Below are 19,194 nucleotides of genomic sequence, written 5' to 3' on the forward strand. Positions count from 1 at the left end.
TTATCACAAGTAATTGGTCGTCAGACCTGTTCGTTTGTCTGTTCCAGTATAGCTTTCAGCTTCGTATTGCGGCTTTGGATAAAAGCATGCATATAATTCTTCAAGACGAGCCGCTCCGCCAGTCTTCCCAACACACCGAGTGGTGCTTCAAATTTCAGCATGTCCCTCATGCAAGTGGTTTGGTCATCGATCCTGCTAAAATGATGTTCGTGACGCATGCTCTGGAATGCCCCTTTTACCATTTGATCAACAAACACATGCGGACGTTCATATTGCACGATGCGGGACGTCAGTTTCTGCCGGATGCCAAAATGAGTTGCCTGAAACGTCACCGTTTCGCCGGCACCTATCCTGCCAGAGGTTACGCCCGAAACAGCTCGTTCCCGTGTATGTTTCCATACCGTCTGTGTATGAACATCAATATCCCGGGCATAATCAAAACATTTTTCAATTGGGGCACGTATCGTAATTTCGGTTACCACTTCAATCAAGGTTTATCACTCCTCAGGTACAATGGATTTTGTACCCAGTATACGCTTGCCCTCCTAAGAGAACAATGCACCAAAAGCCGTTACACAGAAACAGGTCCCCTGCCATGATGCAGGAGACCTGTTTGTACTCTAAACTTTTATAACCTTAAATAATCAGTTCTTTAATGGCAATGCTGCGTTCTTTGGACAAGTCACGATACTGCTCGGACTCGACCTTGACCAGTGGATTGAAGATGTCCGATGTATTATTCATGATGATTACCCCTTTTTCACCATTGCTCAGAAGCACTTGCTTACCGATAAAGTTCGGAAGAAGATGCTGCATTAGAGCCTGAACCGGCTTTTCATTCAGCTTGCCAAACCCCATCGCATAGATGTCACGCAGATTGTTGATCAGGTTCGGATTGCTGCCGCCATGAATGCCGGATCTCATACCAATGTATACGTCAGCCACAGACACGATCTGCGTATAGGGATGAATTTCACTTTTATCCATTTGCATTGGATACCCTGAGCCATCCTCACGTTCATGGTGCTGAAGCGCTACAAGCGCAGTAGCCTCATCGGTCATGGAACTCTTGATGATATCATGGCCATAAATGGTATGACGCTGCATTTCAAGCTGTTCATCCGCCGTTAATGGTTCCATTTTGTTACGAATCCGATGGGATACTCTGCATTTGCCTATATCATGCAGATAGCCGCCGCGGCTGATCTGATAGCTTTCCTTCTGGGAATAACCCATCCAACTGGCAATATAGAAGGACAGCAATCCAACCTGAATGGAGTGTGTATAGTTATTTACATCATCACGTTCCAGCATCATCAGGAGATGTACGACATCCTTTTGCTCGTCCAGTCCATCCACCATCGGCTGCAGTGCATCGTCCACCATGGTAGCATTGAATTTACCCACAGTAAGTGCTTCGAGAAATGCATTTTGGTAGTTATGTACAGTCTGTATAAATTGGGATTTCATTTCTTCTTCAGGCGGTTCTTCCTTAATACTCGAACCAGCTGCCATACTCGAACCGGCTGCAAATTTGGCTGCAGCAGCAAAAAACTCAGCTTCTGTTATTTCTTCTTCACGTGATTCAATATCTACATAGTCCACACGGTGCTGCATGAGCAAGGAAATATCCTCACTTTTGATTACAGTCCCTTTCCCGAGAATGTGCAACCCCGCATCGCTAAATGTATCCGCAGTCAGACGGTCTCCGTCTTGCAGGTTCATAATATGGATTCTCAATCGGTATTCCCCCTGAACAATTCATTATAGTAACAGTACCCGATGGATTGGGTCCCCAAAATACCTATACTTCTTTATATCGATCATTTTCTTGATTTTCTGCATAGTTCAAACGACCTTAATCGCAAAAGGAAATACGAACGAGTAAGACTTTCTTCTCATTCATATTTCTAAAATAATCCCGGTTTTGCCGAATAAGGAACATCGAATGTTATGTTTCGTTGGAATGGAGAACAGTAAAGAGCCCAAACTTCTGTTTGGGCCCTTCCTATTACGCTAAATTTTGACCGATGCCAGACTGGCTCCACTGACGAATAAACGTTCAATGCCTTTCTCAACCGCTGGATCAGGAATAAGCGGAGGTGCTTGATGCGGCTTCACCCGGGCATCTATAATGATCTGATCGCAGCCCCAGTGCTTATGCGTATAGCTGCTGTTTACCCCATACATGTCGTGTGATGGATTGCTGCGCGTAAATGTAGCCCATAGGAAGTTGCTGAGGCTCGCACTCAGGAAAGAGCTGTCATCGCACAGAATGATCAATGGGCAGGAATCAAGTCCTCCTTGTTCCTTCAGCATATCCGTAAATTGCTGCATTTCCCGCGCCGTCTCTTCATAACTCGTAAAAGCTGACGTCTGAATCGATACGATCCCAGGCATAATCAGCTGTGCATTCGTATAACCACGAATATTCTTCAAAGTATCCGGCACTTCGGTGCACAGCTCCCGAATCTTCTCACCGTACGCTGCAAAAACGACCTTACTGCCGGTATTTAACCCGGTTCCTGAGTAATCCAGTGTATCGATGGTTGTATTGGTATGAAAATGGATATCCCGCTGCAAATTCATGCGCTCCAGAATATAGGTCAGGAATTCCACTTCGCGGTGGGTATCCAGCGGCTGCTGATCCTCAGCTGTAATAAACAGATACTTTGCCAAACTCAGCTGCCCCGTACCCAGAATTCGGTTCGCAATGGTCAACAATTCGGTCGGCTGCTTCACCGTCTGATATGGCGTGTAACGCTCACTTCCAATTGCGAACAACAGAGGGTGCACCCCGGCAGCGTCTACGGCATGTACTTCTTTGACACCCGGAATCTCCTGTTTGATCGCATCGCCCGTAATTTCATGGATCAGATCACCAAATGCCGTATCCTCCTGCGGAGGACGACCAACTACCGTAAATGGCCAGATTGCATTAGGCTTCGCATACACCTTGTGCACTTTCATCAGCGGGAACTCATGCGTCAAACTGTAATAGCCCAGATGATCACCAAACGGTCCTTCCGGTTTTGTTTCACCTGGATAAATATCTCCGGTAATGACAAAATCAGCGTCATTGCTAATACAGTATCCATCCTTGTAGCTATAACGGAAACGACGACCAGCGAGTAGACCGGCAAAGGTCAGCTCACTGAGACCTTCAGGTAAAGGCATCACGGCAGACAGGGTATGAGCTGGAGGACCACCGATAAAGATACTGACTTTGAGCGGCTCTCCCTTTTTGACAGCCTTCGCCTGATGTATACCGATCCCGCGATGAATCTGATAGTGGAGCCCGATTTCCTTGTTCATCGCATAATCATTGCCGCTCAGCTGCACACGGTACATACCCAAATTGGAGTTCATGATCCCCGGTTTGTCCGGGTCCTCTGAATAAACCTGCGGCAACGTTACAAAGGCACCCCCATCCATTGGCCAATGCTTGATCAGCGGCAGATCCGAGATTTGAATTTCCTGAGCCGACACGGGCAGACTGATCGACTTCTGTTTGGGCAGAGCCTGCCACGCTGCAAGACCTGTGCTGATGTGCTGAAAAGGCGTCTTGAGCGCCTTCATTGGATCATCCCGTACGGCCATGACCCGTTGTACGCCTTCGAGCGTGTTACGGAACATGAATTTGCAGCGTTCGAGTGTGCCAAACAGATTGGATACCGCCTGGAACTTCGAACCTTTCACATTTTCAAACAACAGCGCCGGGCCTTTCGCCTCATGCACCTTCATATGTATTGCGGCCATTTCCAGATTCGGATCTACTTCTTCTTTAATCCGGATCAGATGTCCATGCTGCTCCAGATCGTTGATGCAATCTTCCATATTGCGATATTTCATGGGATGGCTCCATTCTTTTGATATAATATATATTTATGTTCATATATTCACATGGACGCGCAAACAAGAATTTTGAACCAGCTGCCTGAGTCCACGTCCTAATCTACTTCATTCTAAAAGATCACTCTTCGCGTCTCTTCTATTTTATCAAATGATCTGCTAGTAAACAAAAAATATATATATTATCCTCATTGACTAGAGCTAAAGATGGAAATCCCGAACATTACACTTCCTTGTATATGCAAGAATGCCAGCCAAGAACCTCGGTCCCAAGCTGGCCTCCTTATCCCTCATACGTAAGAGAATATTAAATTCCCTCAACAATCCGCTTCGCTCTAACTTTCACCTCACGATAAAGTTCATCTTCATCGATCGTTAAGAGCCTCCTGCCTCTCATCAGAACCTGTCCGTTTACAATCGTCGTATCGACGTCCGCACCATTTACGCTGTATGCAAGGAGAGACTCCACCTCATGTACAGGCTGAAGATGGGGCTTCTCCAGATCGATCAGAATCAGATCCGCCTTGCGCCCTGCCTCCAGCATACCTACATCCTCCTCAAGCTTAAGCAGACCCGCGCTGCCCCGAGTCGCCATCTGCAGCACTTGCCTTGCCGGCAAGCGAGTCGGATCTCCGTAATCGAGCTTTTGCAGCCATGTTGCAGCTTTGATCTCTTCGAACATATCGACAGTCGTCGCACTACCCGCTCCATCTGTTCCGAGTCCGACATGGATCTCCTGTGCAATCATGTCCGTAATGGGAGCAATGCCGCAACCCAGCTTCAGGTTGCTGACCGGATTGTGGGCTATGCCTCCACGCATGCCTTTTAGCCTGCCGATATCTCTGCGATTGAGGTGCACTCCATGGGCAAGCAGCACATGTGCGTTCTCGAACATACCTGCTTCCTCAAGGTATTGCGTTGGGGTCATACCGTAACGTTCGCGAATCTTCGCAACTTCTTCCTTCGTTTCGGCCAGATGGGTATGAAGAGGTATATCATCCTGTTCAGCCAGGGCAATAACCTCCATTAGCGGTTCCATGGGACAGGTGTATGGCGAGTGTGGCCCATACATCGTTGTAATCCTTCCATCCGCCTTGCCTGACCAGCGTTGAACGAGATCAATGGCTTCCTGCATCCTACGGCCTCCGTCATCCTCCATGAGTACCATTCCGCGCGTGAGAGATGCACGCATGCCCGTTTTGGATACGGCTTCAGCGATCTCATTCATGTGGATATACATATCTGCATAGGCTGTGGTACCCGATCGAATCATCTCGGCCATGGACAATTGGGCTCCCCAATAGATGTCTTCAGGCGTCATTTGTGCTTCAGCAGGCAGCATTTTGCGGTCCAGCCAGTCCATTAACTTCAGATCATCCGAGAACCCCCGAAGCAGACTCATGGGGGAATGCTGATGTGCATTAATCAGCCCCGGCATGGCAAGCATGTTTTTTCCGTTCATAATGTCGTCACCCGGTTTAGCGGCAAGGTGCTGCGAGATCTCGGCAATCCGGTCTCCTTCAATACGGATATCCCCCAGGAAGGGAGCCTCTCCGTCTTTCATCGATAAAATCATCGCTTGCTGAATCAATATGCCCATTCGTTTCACAACTCCTCTGGATTCAAATAAATAACTCAGATCCAAAGGTTAAGCCTTCACGTAACGTAAAGGTCAAGTCATGAATATTTCTGTATCGTGATCTTTCGATAGCTTTGAATGAAAGGTTTGGGGTCAATTTTCACCATGTAGGGATACACCCCGGTGCTTGTATGGAGGTAGAAAAACCCCCCCTCATTGCCCATTCTTCGAAAGGACATATCGAATACATCCTTGATATGAAACTCTCGATATTTCGTTACAATTTTGTCCGAGTACAGGATCATGGATCGTTCGTTCGACTTGATCTCTTGCGCGAGACCTGTCACTTCCCTCTGGACTTTATAGTATGGCAGCACTGCAATACAGGTCATGATCCCCCTCCGCTCTTGTCGTGATTCTGGTTCCATCATAGCAGATTGGAGAGGTGAGCCAAAATAATCAACTTGAATTATGATCAAGAAGAGAGTTCTGTAGTTTTAGTTTGCATCTTTCTTTTCCACTCATTCCGGGATATTTTCATAGGGGATTAGGGGATTAGAGCATTGCCTATTCTTATATAAAAGATGGATGTCGCTTATGGGAACTATGCAGAATGCTCACTTGATAACGGTCATGACGTTTAGCAGAGAAGGGAGCGTATGCTGAACATCGAGCAGGGTGAGACATTGTTCAATATGTAAGACGCCGTGGGGCAGTTCAGTCCGGTACATTCGTTCCGCAACGGCTGCAGCCACTGCTGCCGTCGCATCGGCTTCGCGCTCACCCACTAACAAGTGCTCAACTCGAACCGGCTTGCCCTGTTTCCATCCAGCTGCATCCACCTTGACTGCAAACATCTCTTCTCCGCCGGGAATGAGAGCGAATGCCTTGACGGTTCCGTTTCGAATGGAAGGGTAACGCAGCAAGCTGAACACCCCCGCTCTCTTTGTAATCGCCATGGATCTTGTAATCCAGCGGGAATCCAGGCATAGGCGAGTAGACACGGTTGGAATATGCAGCGTGTGGGCAACTGCATGTTGATCTGAGAAGTTAAACCGATATGCCATTCTGCGTCCCAGCTTTGGTCCAAAATTAATCCATTTCCCATCCTGGAAACTTCGGACCTCAGTTGGCTTACCACCCTTCATCACAGTATAAGTTGCATTCATCTGATCAACCGTCCACTCCACCGCTGCCTTTCCGTGCTTCTCCCCCAGTCCCAGCATGACGGTAATATCTGCTTCATCTACCTGATCCAATAGAGCAGCCGCTTCACGTACAAGCAGATTCGTCACGCCAGGTGACAGGCCCACACTCAGCATGGCTGTTGCCTTATGGCGCTGCATTTTCTTATGTAATGTTTCTACTTGAGCAAGAAAATCCACCTTGGCCGATATATCCATATAATCCGTTCCTGATTGTGCGCATGCTTTCACAAACCGTGTATCCGATTGGTCCACACACATGATAACCAGCTTGACGGATTCCAGCATGGCCGGATCAATGGCTTGCCTCACATCCAGCTGCAGCGGCTTCACAGTCCCCCCTGTAGAGCGACTGAATTCCTCGGCTCGATTCATTCGAGTTCCCGCCGCCCACACCTTACCCGGAAACCATTTCCCGAGCTGGGTACATATCATTTGTCCTACTTGGCCATAACCGCCTACGACCCAGATCTGGTCTTTATTTGCCTTAACATTAGATTCGAATTGCATAATAACCCTCCACCCAAAATGCTCCGAAATAGCGTGTAATATGAGTAAAACCACATTCAGAGAGCAGCGCCACGGTCTGCTCGGACGAGATCGGATCAGACTCCCTTCCCAGGGATGCCGCAAACCGATCCCATTCTTCCCCTGTTACTCCCGCACATAACATGTGCTCCCTCCATGCATTCATCATGACCTTATAGGCAGGTGAATTCAGGTCAGCGTTGACAGCAGCAAGAACCAGTGGTCCTCCGGATTTAAGCCTCTCAGCGAGGCTGGTCATAAATTTCCTCTTTGCCTCCATGCCCTGAAGGAAATGCAGCATCAGCATGCTTGTTGCCCCGTCGTATAGCTCATCCAGTGGCAATTCTTCCACCGTTATGCCTTCCAGTTTCACTCTTGGATCTGCTCCTGTTTCAGCAACCCTTCGCTTCGCTAACTGAAGCATGGGCCCGGAAGGATCAACGCCGGTAAACGTCCACCCTGAGTGTCTATCTGCCAGCAATGTAATCTCTTTCCCTCCTCCGGCACCGGCAATGAGTATCTTAGATTCGTTGTTATCCGTTAACGATGCAGCCAGCAGCCTCTCCATCAGATCATGCATATGAGAATATCCCGGAATCTTCAGGGAAATGGATTGCTCATAACGATTTTCATCTGCTGTCTTCCAGCTCATCAGGGATGAGTGATCTGCGTTCATGGTGCCACACTCCTTCTGTGTTGAAGTTAGACTTGACTCCTGATTCGTCTAATTTCATTATAAAAGAGTACGATGAGCCTACAATCCCAGAACAATGGGATATCCCCGCGGGAAAGGAGACTCCTGATATGAAGTCAGCATTAGAGAAAGGCAGAACATCCATAACGTCTCTCGAAAAAGGATCCTGGACCTCCCGAACCTATAGGGAAGCCGTACTGAAAGCAATCCAAGCCGTGGTCCCCTTTGATGCATACTGTTTTACGACAGTGGACCCACAGACCCTGTTATCCACTGGTGCTGTGACGGAAAACGGCATTGAAGCGATACATGATCGGCTGTTCATTAACGAATATACGGAAGATGATGTACATAAATATGCAAACTTGATTCGCAGCAACAAGCCTATCGCCCTTCTACAGGCATCGATCCATGCTATGCCCGCACGAAGTTTGCGATATCGTTCGATCTTGCAGCCTGCTGGTTTCGGGGATGAGCTTCGAGCCGTCCTGATCTGTGACGAGACGTGTTGGGGTTACCTCACCCTCTATCGAAAGGCAGATCAGCCTTTCTTCTCGGAAGAGGAAGGGCAATGGATTGAACAATGGATCACCTCCATAGCCAGAATGTTGAAAAGGACCAGTCTGTCACTTATGGATGAGATCAAACAAGGAAGTCCAGCCGATCCGGGACTTATAATGATAACCGATACCTTTCAGTTATTGTCATCCAATGAATCAGCACAATATTGGCTAACCCAATTGCAGCAGCTTGAGTCAGTAGGCCCGGACATTCTGCCTCGTCCGGTACGCGCAGTTAGTTCTCATTTGTTGAGCCAGACGCTATCATCGGCTGTATCTTCGGAGTTGTCAGCAAAGTCACCTTCCAAAGTCTGCATACAGCTCCTGGATGGTCGATATCTTGTGCTGCACGCAAGCCGCATGCAGCAGATGACTGGTCCGGATCAGATCGCCGTCAGACTTGAACAGGCCATGCCGCAGGATTTGCTGCCCCTGCTTGCGGAAAGTCACGGTTTATCCGCGCGTGAACGGGAATTGCTCGGATATGTGCTGCGGAGCTACTCTTCCAAAGAAATCGCAGCAGCGATGAATATATCCGCGTATACAGTCCAGGATCATTTAAAATCCATTTTCGCCAAGACAAGCGTATACTCACGCCGGGAGCTCATATGGTATTTCGTATCCCGATTCCAACTTAAGGATGATCGTGCCATTTAAGAAATGACGGAGAACAATAAAAGAAGCGTAATCCATCTATGGATTACGCTTCTTTTGTTCTATTCGCTTAAGTACACCTTACCATCATACGCTTCTCATAGCGTTTTTATCGATAAGTGATACCTATGATTTTGCGGGATTGGTTCCTTTGGCTGGTTTGATCTTCTTCTCCTGCAGAATTACTGTTTCCTGAGGATGTTCCACCGGATACAGTTTACGGAACAATAATGTCTGAAGGACAAGGAATGAACCGCCAACCGTCCAATAGAGCGGCATGGCAGCGGGTGCTGTCAGAGAGAAAAAGGCCATCATCAGCGGTGAAATGTACCCCATAATTGCAAACTGTTTTCGCTGTTCAGGTGCCATATTGGCCTGTGAAACTTTTGCCTGAATCAGGTAGATCACCGCAACCACAACAGCAAGCACATAATCGGGTGCCCCGAGTTTGAACCACAAAAAAGAATGTGAAGATAACTCGGGCGTTAGCCGAATCGCTGTGTATATCCCCGACAGGATTGGCAGCTGAATCAGCATCGGCAAGCAGCCGATATTCAGTGGATTAAAATTATGCTTTTTGTACAGCTCCATCGTCTCTTGGGAGAGCTTCTGACGATCTGCTGCGTCATTCTTGCCCTCGTATTTTTTCTTGAGTGCATCCATCTCAGGCTTCATGGCATTCATGATCACTCGGGTCCCCTGCTGGGATTTGGCCTGCCGCATCATCAAAGGCAGCAGCGCAAGCCGAATGACCAAAGTAATCACGATAATGGAGACGCCGTAACTTCCACCAAAGATGGTTGCAATGTGCTGAATCAGATACGACAGCGGAAATACAATATAGTGATTGAAGAATCCAGGTGTTGAAGCGTTAATCTCCGATACATTGTTACTGCATCCGGCCAAAAGCATGACTGCAAATAAAATGGCAATCAGCCCATAGATCCGTCCCTTGCCAGATGTAAAAGTGAACCCCTTGCTTGTCTTATGTTCCATATATATCCTCCTCGTTGATTGGGTTTCCATGTGTCCAACGAGGATGTACAATCTGGCTCATCTTCATCCGGTGCTTCTCTACGTCTGATCATCCTGGTTAAATCTTCAGGTCTATGCTGTCCATCCAGCGTCAGTGTTGGGAGTCCGGGTTCAACGCCGTCTCCGCCTCCGCCTTCCATCCAGTACTCTGTCAATCCACAGTGCAGATGGGCAATGTAGGCATAGCTCACGGTGAAAATAAGCCCTATTGAGAATAAATAAGGTAATAACTCCTGAAGTTCAAACAAGGGATTCACCCCCTTTATAGGTTCATTTTTATATTATAACACTTACATATCTGTTTTGCATAAATTCACGGCTCAGATGTTATAATCCATCACTATTCCGTTCTCAATTTGGACAATTCCTTCGCAGCCCGATGTCTTGCCACGTTATAAGAGGGCCAGGAACTGCTGTTTTCTCTCTCATTCATGTAAGCTTCACGCTCCAATAAATGATCCTTCAGCGCCGGAAATTCCTCTTGCGCAAACTTCCGTAACTGCGGAATTGCATCCGCTGACAAATTCGCCAGATAAGCTGTATCAATGCTGCCTGTCTTATGGTAACGTTCCACGTTCAACTCGGCGATTCGGTTATCCATACCCACATAATTGACGGCTGTATAAGCTGTAATTGACAGTACAATGTACCAGCGAAGCAGCGGAATGGATGTATATCGAATGCGTAAACCAGCGATGAGAAGCAGCAATGCCAGAAAAATCATGAATGCATGTACCAAGAATCGAATATACGTGTACCCGTAAGCCTGTTCGTACAGATGAAGACGCATAAACGCAGAATACAGCATGATGGCTGTGCATCCCACAAGAATAAGCAGAAGCAGCTGATGAATAATCGAAGCTCTTCTCCCGCTAGGTCTAGTACATTGGAGTGCAACAATCAATATCAAAAAGTTAATACTGGTGACCAGCACAAGTTCGGCAAAGCCACTGCGGGCATATTCTGCGTATGACAGGTCAGAGGGAAGATGCCCACTCCCTGCTCCAAACAGGTAGGAAAATTGTACAAAAACAAACAGCACATACACACAGTTTATAACGAACAGCATGGTACCCACGATGATGGGATCCAGCTTCACTGTCTCCCTGCCGGTACGGATGGCTTGCACATGGGTTTTGGCTTCACCCGTCTTGCTCGATTCAGTTTCCGTATTCTGCTGGCCTGCATGGACATGATCGGTGTCCTTCACTGCTGCAGGTGATAACAAGGCTTCATTTTTCCAATGTGCGTTCTCCCTCTTCTCGGCTTCGTACTCCATAGGTTGAACGAATCCCCATACATAACTAAACAGCAAAATGCCGCCTATGATAATCCAGATCATTCTCGGAAATCCGGGTGTTAGAGTCAGATGGTTCAACCATTCCGGAAAACCGGACAAATATTGATTGAATACACCATCTGCGGAAGTCAGCAATGCAACCACCACAATCAGGATCGGGAATGATGCGGCCAGTCCAATAAGAACTTTGACCAGAACTGCTCTCTGGGACTTCTCCATCCCACGTCCCCCCGCTTTTACCACAATGCCCCCGATGGTCCCCCAGTGGCGAATCGATTGTGGCAGCAAATGATCCAGGGAGGTACCGATAATTCGGAGATCCCACCACTGCTTCCGCTTTCGTCCTGCCAAATAAGTCATATGTAAAATAATCAAACCGGGGACGAACAGTAAATTGAGAACGCGCAGAAGTTCATTGTCAAAAAGTAAAAAGGTTAGCGCGAGCATGAGTACGACTGCAGCCATCCATGCGTCAATCAGGGTTAATGTCCGGATTCGATCCCTCGCAAACACATACATAAATGCATAAAAGAGAAGCACAAAGAGCAGATACGATACGCCTGGCTCTCTTCCATAAAACAAATACTGATGAACAACCGCCAGTATCAAGGCAGACAACAGCGTAATCAAAGCGCGATTCGGTGAATTCAGTATTTTCTGAATCATGGGAAAAACCTCCATTATCTTTCTAGACTTTATTCTAAATGATAAAATAAGAAGATAAAGAGAAATTATAGGAGATAAAATTTCTTATTTTAGTCCGGTTGCACCAACAGCTCTTTTCCCGAGGAGGCTTGAAATCGTGAAACTGCATCAACAATATTTGCTGCTACATAACCGCTTTGGTGATATGTCCGAGCATGAAGCTACACTCTCCGAGCTCGCAGAACTGCTCGATTGCACACATCGAAATACGCTTACCATTGTCAAAAAAATGGCGGCCTGCGATTGGATTCGCTGGATCTCCCAGCGTGGCCGAGGTCGCAGGTCAACACTCACGCTGCTCGTACCTGCCGAACAGATCGCAGCGGAATATATGATGCAAGCCCTCAATCGCCGGGAATTGCATCAAGCCGCTGAACAGGTGCGCGCCTTCTCCACCTCGACCATGATGCGGGAGCATTTAAACCACTGGCTGCTCGGTTACTCAGGCCATCATACGGAAGCAGGTGAGCATAACGAACGAATTGATACGTTGAGACTGCCACTGCAGCAGCAGCTTCATGCTCTTGATCCGCTGTATATTAACCTGCTTGCCGAGTCCTTTGTCACCAGTCATGTGTTTGATGGGCTGGTTCAGCGTAATGAGCAAGGGGACATCGTTCCATGTCTTGCCCACACTTGGGATGTTAGCCCAGATCGGAAAACCTGGCTTTTTCATTTGCGAAAAGGTGTCTTGTTTCACCATGGAGGACAATTGACTGCAGGAGATGTGGTGCATACGTTTGCCAGGCTGCAGGCTACCGAGCGACGGACATTGTATCGGGATGTGAGCAAACAGATTCTGTCTGTCGAAGCCCTGAACACGCTCACCGTAGTTTTCCGCCTCAAAGCACCGCATGAATTATTCCTGTCCTTTCTAGCCACAAGCCGTGCAGTCATAGTCCCTTCGAACAGCACCATGAAGCCTGGTGATGACAAGTCAGCTGAATCCACGTCCATGCAAAAGCCTGTAGGAACAGGCCCCTTCAAGGTGACCTTATGGGATGAACACCTGTGCAGACTGGAAGCATTCCCGGCCTACTTTCAAGGAAGAGCCCATCTGGACCGGGTGGATATTCTGCAGATTCCCTGGAGTGCCGAGACCGAATGGGGAGAACATGCCGAAGCGGAAACGCCTTTCTTCCATCTTGTTCCGAATCCAGCTGCCGCTAAGGGGGCTGACTGGACACAGATTAGTGCAGGTGTCATGGTGAACAAGCTGCTCACTTGTAACACGCAAAAAACCGGACCGCTAAGCGATCCGGCTGTACGTACTCATCTATACGAATGTATCTCTGGCTTGATTCAATCCTCTGATAATCCCTTGGTCAAGGATCAGTCAATTCCTTTACAGCTGGCTACCATTCCACAATATCGCAAGGATGCTGCTGTCATCGCAGCCAAACTCGAACAATGCGGATATACTTGCAAGATTCATACGGCAACGATGGAACAATTCAAAGGTCAACTGCGGCTGGAGTCCGATCTCATATTATTCTCCCTGATCCGGGATCAGGATGAAGAATTGCGGAGGACAGACCTCTATCTAACCCTGTCGGAGCATCTGGATGAATCCTCACAATGGCGTGTGCAGATGATGCTGCAAACCGTTATCGAGTCACCATTAATGACAGAACGAACTGCAGGCCTTGACCGGATTGAACAATTTTTGCTGGATCATCATCTGATGTTTCATTTATCTGAGAAACCTGTGGAAACCGCCTATTTGCCTTCTGTGCGCGGCCTTTCGTTTAATAGTCAGGGCTGGGTCAACTTGCGCCATATCTGGTTTCCGCAGTCTGACACCTCTATCGACGTTGCAGGGTATTAATCTAATGATTTGACTACAATTACGTGAGTAGTCCTTTTCTGTCTACCCATCGTTTCATCTGCTTTGTGATAAAATAACCCTATTAAGGAGGGTGACTCTCATGAGCAAACTGATTTTCTTTCTCGGCGGTGCCGGCAGCGGCAAAACGACCCTGGCCAAAGCCCTTTCCCGCAAATATAAGGCAGCCTTCTTAGATATGGATATCCTGCTCCGCCCGGCAGCCGAGGCAATCATGACGCTTCAGGGACTGGATCCATCTGACAGGGATTCACCTGAATACAAACGCTTATGTCGTGATCTGGGATATCGCATTACAATGGATGCGGCACTGGATAACGTTCAATTAGGAATTGATACCGTGGTCGTCGGACCGTTTACCAAAGAAACCGAAACAACGAATTGGATTGAGCAAGAGCTCAGCCGAATCGGACGTTCGTTGGAAGATACGGATGTTCGCGTAGCGTACATTTATTTGGCAAACGAAGAGTTGTATCACAAGCGGATTGTGGCAAGACAATCTCCTCTTGATGAATATAAGCTGGCTAACTGGGACAGCTTTACGGCTTCCCTTGCCCGCAAGCAAGTGGCCTGGCCGCTGCCTGCTTCGTCCGTCGTTTATATCGATAATTCAGAGGAAGATGTGAATGTGGCTCTATCCGAAGTTGAGAGACACTTGTACGGTAACTAGAGCCATACATTTCTCGTAAACTTTTTTATACTCTTTTAGACGTTTATATGTTTCCGAAATGATGACCCTTACATAGAATGAACTATCACTAGTCAGGAGGGGTCGCAATGAATAGAAAGAAGCATAGATGTCATCCACCCGTAACGAAATGCTATTACAAAAAGATCACCAAAACTTGTGTAACTAAAATCAAATATGTTCCCACCAAGGTTAAAAAGCACTGTCATGTTACTGTTAAATATGGTGTAATCCGAAAAAGAAATCATCATTAATACCAGCCTTCCGCCCTTCTCGATGGAGAAGGGCTTTCTTAGTACCAAAAAAACCGGGGGCATGATGCCTCCGGTTTTTCTTCCACATGATATTAGGTTTTGGATAGTTCGATAAATCCTTCACCGAACACATCGCGAACATCGTGAATCGTGATAAACGCGATCTCATCCTCAGCACGTACAATTTTCTTCAACATGGGAACTTCCTGTTTGCTAATGACAATATAGAGAATTTCTTTAGGTGTTTTCGTATAGTAACCATGGCCCGACAGAACCGTTACACCGCGATCCATTTTCTCGATGACCTGCTTCGCAATCGCATCCTGCTTTGTCGAGATGATGGTAACCGCCTTTTTTGGATTCAGCCCTTCTATAATAAACTCCATCGTTTTGGTTCCAACAAACAGCATGACAATCGTACACATGAGTCCCTGTGCCCCGATAATGAAGAAAGAGGAGAACGCCACGATCAGATCAAAAAACAGAAGTCCATAGCTGATGTTCCAATCCAGATACTTATTGGCGAGTCTCGCCAAGATGACGGTTCCCGCGGTTGTGCCGCCAACTCTCACAATCAAACCAATCCCGAGACCGGCAAATAGTCCCCCAAAAATCGTATTGATCCACAGCTCATGCGAATCAATTGTCCAGCTCTCGGTCAGATGCAGGAACAAGGAATTGAATACCACTGCAATAATGGTATATACCGTTGTGGTCTTATCCAGAAACCGGTAACCCACAATTAACAAAATCCCATTCAGAATCAAGTTCATTAAACCTGGTGACCATTCGAACAGATAATACAAAATAATGGTGATCCCCGTTACGCCACCCTCAGCAAGATCATTTGGAATGACGAACAGATTCACCGCCAGGGCAAATAAAAATGCCCCCGCCATAATAAATAAAATATCCGTTATTCGTTTCTTCATCATGTATTCCTTCCAATCCTTCAGAAATCAACCTATCCAGCAGGCTCATAAGTTGTCATATGCACTCACAATGATAGATTCTACCATGTCACCAGCGAAATTTGTATACATAATACAAATTGTTGCACGAAATGTGCAAAGGATTCGGTAAATTGCCTTCTGGGCAGCTAAATCCGGAGCTCGAACTAGATTCTAACCATGACAAATGTCATGTGCCATCCTTGATATTCATCATTACACATGGCTGACGTTTATGACTTACCGGATGAAATGGATTCTTTTACAATGATAAAAACGCTTCCCTCCAAGATACATCAGGGGAAACGCCGGGTTATAGCCGTGCTTGGTTATAACGACTGAAGGAGGACTATCATTCATGAGCAGAGCAAAAGAGATGGCACTGAAAAAAGAAGTTACCCCTTACGAGAAAAACGATCTACGATTAAGTATCCGACAAATTATAAATACGATCCTTCCACTCTTCTTATTGTGGGCCGCCGCTTATTACAGCTTATCCGTTTCGTATTGGCTAACCTTCCCGATTGCCTTGGTCGCATCCGGATTTGTACTTCGAACCTTTATTATTTTTCATGACTGCTGTCACGGTTCCTTTTTCAAAAACAAACGGGCCAATGACATTCTGGGTACCATTACGGGCGTCTTGACCCTTACTCCGTACCAACAATGGAAAGCGGAGCATTCCATCCACCATGCCACCAGCAGCAATCTCGACAAACGTGGAGTAGGCGATATCTGGGTCATGACAGTTGAAGAATACAAGGCAGCATCCCCTTGGGGACGGCTGTGGTATCGCATCTATCGTAATCCGGCTGTCATGTTTGGACTCGGTCCAATCTATGTATTCCTGCTTGCATATCGTTTTAACCGCAAGGCTGCTCGTCGCAAAGAACGCATCAACACACATCTGACTACGGTATTGATCGTTGCACTTTATGCATTCATGTCCTGGTTGGTTGGATGGCAGGCCTTTGTTATGGTGCAGGCACCCGTCTTTTTCTTCTCCGGCTTCTTCGGCATCTGGCTGTTCTACGTTCAGCATCAGTTTGAAGACACCTACTTCGAGCATGAGGATGAATGGAGTTACGTCAAGGCTGCTGTTGAAGGCAGTTCATACTACAAGCTGCCGAAGCTGCTGCAATGGATCAGCGGTAATATCGGATTTCACCATGTGCATCACCTGAGTCCGCGTGTACCGAACTATTACCTGGAAGAGGCACATAATGCGACACCACCGCTGCAAAAGGCAACGACCATTACCCTTCGTTCCAGTCTGGCAGCCCTTCGCTTCCGTCTGTGGGATGAGGAATCCAAACGATTTATCAGCTTCAAGGAAATCAAATCGCTATACCGTAAACCTTATACTCAGCCACCTATACGCGTAACCAATCAAGCGGGTCTGACAGAGAAGCCTTAAACTCTGTCGGATTCGTTTTCTTGTATTCAGGCTGAAGTCGTGCTACAGTCAGGCTAAAGTTGGAATACAGCGCTTTGTCGTGCAAGGAGGAGAATTTTCATTCAAAAGTGGATGCAGCTCTTTTATAAAAATACAGGATTGAATCCGTACGTGTGGCTCGTCTTTTTCATCCTGCCCTTCTATTATATTTCGCAATACTCGAAACTGTGGACTCTGGTGACCGGAATTGTGATCATTCTAGTCTTCTTTGTCTGTTATTTACTCGCCTTCATCACCAAGGGCTGGCAGGTATATATGTGGATCGGTTTTCTGATTGCCATTTCGATTACCATGACGATCGCCTATGATTATGCGTATTTCTCGCTGTTTCTTGCTTTTTTCATTGGAAATATTAAAAACAAAGCTGGCTTCATTACGCTCTATACGGTCAATTTGGCGGCCAGTTTTCTGACCATAAATTACGGGTTTATCATTCAGAGCTCCCGGCTGCTTAGTCAATTCCCTTTTGTATTCATCAGTCTGATGGCATCCATTCTTCTTCCGGTAAGCACCTATAACAAAAACAAACGGGAGCAGTTGGAGGGACAGCTGGAGAATGCCAACAAACGACTGGATGATCTGGTCAAAATGGAAGAACGCCAGCGAATCGCTCGTGATCTGCACGATACCCTTGGACAGAAACTCTCCTTGATCGGCCTCAAAACCGATCTGGCGAAACGCCTGCTTCGTGTCAATCCCGAGCAAGCCGAGATGGAGCTAAACGACTTGCGTCAAACGGCAAGCACAGCACTCAAGGAAGTTCGGGAAATGGTTACGACCATGCGCGGAACACAGCTGGTTGATGAATTGTACCGTGCCGAGCAGATCCTGAAGGCTGCTGCAATCGAGTTCAAGCTGGATGGCAACCCCAAGCTGCAGGACACCTCTCAGCTTAACGAAAATGTGATGGGGATGTGTCTGAAAGAGGCCGTTACAAATGTGGTCAAGCATAGCCAGGCAACCCTATGTACCATCAGCCTGAAAGAAACACCTTCCGATAACATATTGACTGTTCATGACAACGGAATTGGCATGGAACACAGTAATAACAAGGAACGCCGCGGTACAGGAATTCTTGGCATGAAGGAACGACTGGAATTTGTTAATGGTTGTCTGGATATTCGCTCGGGAACAAATATAGACGGAACGCAGCTTATGATTCAGGTACCGAAGCTGGTTCGCAAACCAATCAAGGAGGAATAAACATGATCAGAATCGTCATCGCCGAAGACCAACGCATGATGCTGGGTGCCCTCTCCTCCCTGCTTAATCTGGAAGAAGACATGGAAGTGGTTGGACGGGCAAGCAATGGGCAGGAGGCGCTTGAACTCGTCCAGGAGCATACACCGGATATATGCCTTATGGATATTGAAATGCCAATCAAAAGTGGTCTGGAAGCAGCAGAGGAACTGAAAGGAATGAACTGCAAGGTTATTATCTTAACGACCTTTGCTCGCACAGGGTATTTCGAACGTGCACTAAAAGGTGGGGTAAGAGGTTACCTGTTAAAGGATAGTCCGATCGAGGAATTGGCTGAAGCCATTCGCCAGGTCATGAACGGACGCCGGATCTTCGCCCCTGATCTGGTGGACGAGGCCTATGTAGAGGAAAATCCGCTTACGGAGCGAGAGAATGCCGTTCTCGGCCTCATGGCTGATGGTAAGAACACGAAGGAAATTGCCAAACACCTCTTTATTACAACCGGTACCGTCCGCAACTATATCTCCATCATTTTGAACAAATTAAATGCAAGCAATCGGATTGAAGCCATCACCCGTTCCAAGGAGAAGGGCTGGTTCAAATGAAAGTACCGCTTCAACCCATTACGACACAAATAATAGCTTGGTCAGGAGCTTTCACTCCCAGCCAAGCTATTTCATTTACGTAT

Annotated in this window: 17 protein-coding genes; 6 read left to right on the forward strand and 11 right to left on the reverse strand. The window is 47.2% G+C overall.

Annotated elements, in window-relative coordinates; genetic code table 11:
• Positions 1-20: 20 nt before the first annotated feature.
• The 7 genes from GUA98_RS00740 to GUA98_RS00770 form a co-directional block, all read right to left on the reverse strand.
• On the reverse strand, positions 21-482 hold the full coding sequence (locus GUA98_RS00740) for an SRPBCC family protein (RefSeq protein ID WP_321573819.1): 462 nt from the start codon (positions 480-482) through the stop codon (positions 21-23).
• A 154-nt stretch (positions 483-636) separates the two neighbouring features.
• Positions 637-1,740 carry an HD-GYP domain-containing protein gene (locus GUA98_RS00745; RefSeq protein WP_153978197.1) on the reverse strand — a complete coding sequence of 368 codons (1,104 nt, stop codon included), beginning with the start codon at positions 1,738-1,740 and terminating at the stop codon, positions 637-639.
• Between the two features lie 276 nt (positions 1,741-2,016).
• Positions 2,017-3,852 carry a UbiD family decarboxylase gene (locus GUA98_RS00750; RefSeq protein ID WP_193721765.1) on the reverse strand — a complete coding sequence of 612 codons (1,836 nt, stop codon included), beginning with the start codon at positions 3,850-3,852 and terminating at the stop codon, positions 2,017-2,019.
• A gap of 307 nt (positions 3,853-4,159) precedes the next feature.
• Positions 4,160-5,452 carry an amidohydrolase gene (locus GUA98_RS00755; protein ID WP_193721766.1) on the reverse strand — a complete coding sequence of 431 codons (1,293 nt, stop codon included), beginning with the start codon at positions 5,450-5,452 and terminating at the stop codon, positions 4,160-4,162.
• Between the two features lie 77 nt (positions 5,453-5,529).
• Positions 5,530-5,823 (reverse strand): hypothetical protein, encoded by a 294-nt coding sequence (locus GUA98_RS00760; protein ID WP_153978194.1) that lies wholly within the window; start codon positions 5,821-5,823, stop codon positions 5,530-5,532.
• Between the two features lie 225 nt (positions 5,824-6,048).
• Positions 6,049-7,146, reverse strand: coding sequence for a saccharopine dehydrogenase family protein (locus tag GUA98_RS00765; RefSeq protein WP_193721767.1), 1,098 nt, complete (start codon positions 7,144-7,146; stop codon positions 6,049-6,051).
• Positions 7,130-7,840, reverse strand: a complete 711-nt coding sequence (locus GUA98_RS00770; protein ID WP_193721768.1) for a class I SAM-dependent methyltransferase — start codon at positions 7,838-7,840, stop codon at positions 7,130-7,132. The genes GUA98_RS00765 and GUA98_RS00770 overlap by 17 nt, the downstream gene beginning before the upstream one ends.
• Before the next feature lie 128 nt (positions 7,841-7,968).
• On the opposite strand from GUA98_RS00770, the gene GUA98_RS00775 reads away from it, so the two are divergent.
• The gene (locus GUA98_RS00775; protein WP_193721769.1) at positions 7,969-9,075 is read left to right on the forward strand and encodes a helix-turn-helix transcriptional regulator; all 1,107 of its coding nucleotides are present in this window, start codon (positions 7,969-7,971) and stop codon (positions 9,073-9,075) included.
• A gap of 123 nt (positions 9,076-9,198) precedes the next feature.
• Here the strand turns inward: GUA98_RS00775 and yidC are convergent, their stop codons facing one another.
• The 3 genes from yidC to GUA98_RS00790 all read right to left on the reverse strand — a co-directional run bounded on the left by yidC (position 9,199) and on the right by GUA98_RS00790 (position 12,073).
• A complete protein-coding gene (yidC, locus tag GUA98_RS00780) occupies positions 9,199-10,068 on the reverse strand; it encodes a membrane protein insertase YidC (protein WP_193721770.1) in 870 nt (289 codons plus the stop codon).
• A complete protein-coding gene (locus GUA98_RS00785) occupies positions 10,005-10,355 on the reverse strand; it encodes a hypothetical protein (protein ID WP_193721771.1) in 351 nt (116 codons plus the stop codon). The genes yidC and GUA98_RS00785 overlap by 64 nt, the downstream gene beginning before the upstream one ends.
• 92 nt (positions 10,356-10,447) lie before the next feature.
• Positions 10,448-12,073 carry a DUF4153 domain-containing protein gene (locus GUA98_RS00790; protein ID WP_193721772.1) on the reverse strand — a complete coding sequence of 542 codons (1,626 nt, stop codon included), beginning with the start codon at positions 12,071-12,073 and terminating at the stop codon, positions 10,448-10,450.
• Between the two features lie 136 nt (positions 12,074-12,209).
• Here GUA98_RS00790 and GUA98_RS00795 point away from each other — a divergent pair, with 136 nt between their 5' ends.
• Both GUA98_RS00795 and GUA98_RS00800 read left to right on the forward strand, forming a co-directional pair.
• Entirely contained in the window at positions 12,210-13,940 is a 1,731-nt protein-coding gene (locus GUA98_RS00795; protein ID WP_193721773.1) for an ABC transporter substrate-binding protein, read from the forward strand.
• A 100-nt stretch (positions 13,941-14,040) separates the two neighbouring features.
• Positions 14,041-14,628 (forward strand): AAA family ATPase, encoded by a 588-nt coding sequence (locus tag GUA98_RS00800; protein WP_193721774.1) that lies wholly within the window; start codon positions 14,041-14,043, stop codon positions 14,626-14,628.
• A gap of 364 nt (positions 14,629-14,992) precedes the next feature.
• Here GUA98_RS00800 and GUA98_RS00805 read toward each other — a convergent pair whose 3' ends face one another.
• Positions 14,993-15,832: a YitT family protein gene (locus GUA98_RS00805; RefSeq protein WP_095358422.1), complete on the reverse strand. Its 840-nt coding sequence runs from the start codon at positions 15,830-15,832 to the stop codon at positions 14,993-14,995.
• A 376-nt stretch (positions 15,833-16,208) separates the two neighbouring features.
• Between GUA98_RS00805 and GUA98_RS00810 the strand changes: the two genes are divergently transcribed.
• From GUA98_RS00810 to GUA98_RS00820, 3 genes are all read left to right on the forward strand, one after another.
• Entirely contained in the window at positions 16,209-17,267 is a 1,059-nt protein-coding gene (locus GUA98_RS00810; protein ID WP_193721775.1) for a fatty acid desaturase, read from the forward strand.
• Between the two features lie 111 nt (positions 17,268-17,378).
• Entirely contained in the window at positions 17,379-18,509 is a 1,131-nt protein-coding gene (locus tag GUA98_RS00815; RefSeq protein ID WP_193721776.1) for a sensor histidine kinase, read from the forward strand.
• Between the two features lie 2 nt (positions 18,510-18,511).
• Positions 18,512-19,111: a response regulator transcription factor gene (locus GUA98_RS00820; protein WP_153978182.1), complete on the forward strand. Its 600-nt coding sequence runs from the start codon at positions 18,512-18,514 to the stop codon at positions 19,109-19,111.
• Positions 19,112-19,194 lie beyond the last annotated feature (83 nt).

The organism is Paenibacillus sp. P13VS (genome assembly GCF_015143645.1).
GTDB classification, from domain to species: domain Bacteria; phylum Bacillota; class Bacilli; order Paenibacillales; family Paenibacillaceae; genus Paenibacillus; species Paenibacillus xylanilyticus_A.

Coding starts and splice junctions, on each gene's coding strand:
- GUA98_RS00765 (WP_193721767.1), bottom strand. CDS start 7,146: ATGCAATTCGAATCTAATGTTAAGGCAAATAAAGACCAGATCTGGGTC.
- GUA98_RS00760 (WP_153978194.1), bottom strand. CDS start 5,823: ATGACCTGTATTGCAGTGCTGCCATACTATAAAGTCCAGAGGGAAGTG.
- GUA98_RS00800 (WP_193721774.1), top strand. CDS start 14,041: ATGAGCAAACTGATTTTCTTTCTCGGCGGTGCCGGCAGCGGCAAAACG.
- GUA98_RS00810 (WP_193721775.1), top strand. CDS start 16,209: ATGAGCAGAGCAAAAGAGATGGCACTGAAAAAAGAAGTTACCCCTTAC.
- GUA98_RS00750 (WP_193721765.1), bottom strand. CDS start 3,852: ATGAAATATCGCAATATGGAAGATTGCATCAACGATCTGGAGCAGCAT.
- GUA98_RS00775 (WP_193721769.1), top strand. CDS start 7,969: ATGAAGTCAGCATTAGAGAAAGGCAGAACATCCATAACGTCTCTCGAA.
- GUA98_RS00770 (WP_193721768.1), bottom strand. CDS start 7,840: ATGAACGCAGATCACTCATCCCTGATGAGCTGGAAGACAGCAGATGAA.
- GUA98_RS00805 (WP_095358422.1), bottom strand. CDS start 15,832: ATGAAGAAACGAATAACGGATATTTTATTTATTATGGCGGGGGCATTT.
- GUA98_RS00820 (WP_153978182.1), top strand. CDS start 18,512: ATGATCAGAATCGTCATCGCCGAAGACCAACGCATGATGCTGGGTGCC.
- GUA98_RS00790 (WP_193721772.1), bottom strand. CDS start 12,073: ATGATTCAGAAAATACTGAATTCACCGAATCGCGCTTTGATTACGCTG.
- yidC (WP_193721770.1), bottom strand. CDS start 10,068: ATGGAACATAAGACAAGCAAGGGGTTCACTTTTACATCTGGCAAGGGA.
- GUA98_RS00755 (WP_193721766.1), bottom strand. CDS start 5,452: ATGGGCATATTGATTCAGCAAGCGATGATTTTATCGATGAAAGACGGA.
- GUA98_RS00815 (WP_193721776.1), top strand. CDS start 17,379: ATGCAGCTCTTTTATAAAAATACAGGATTGAATCCGTACGTGTGGCTC.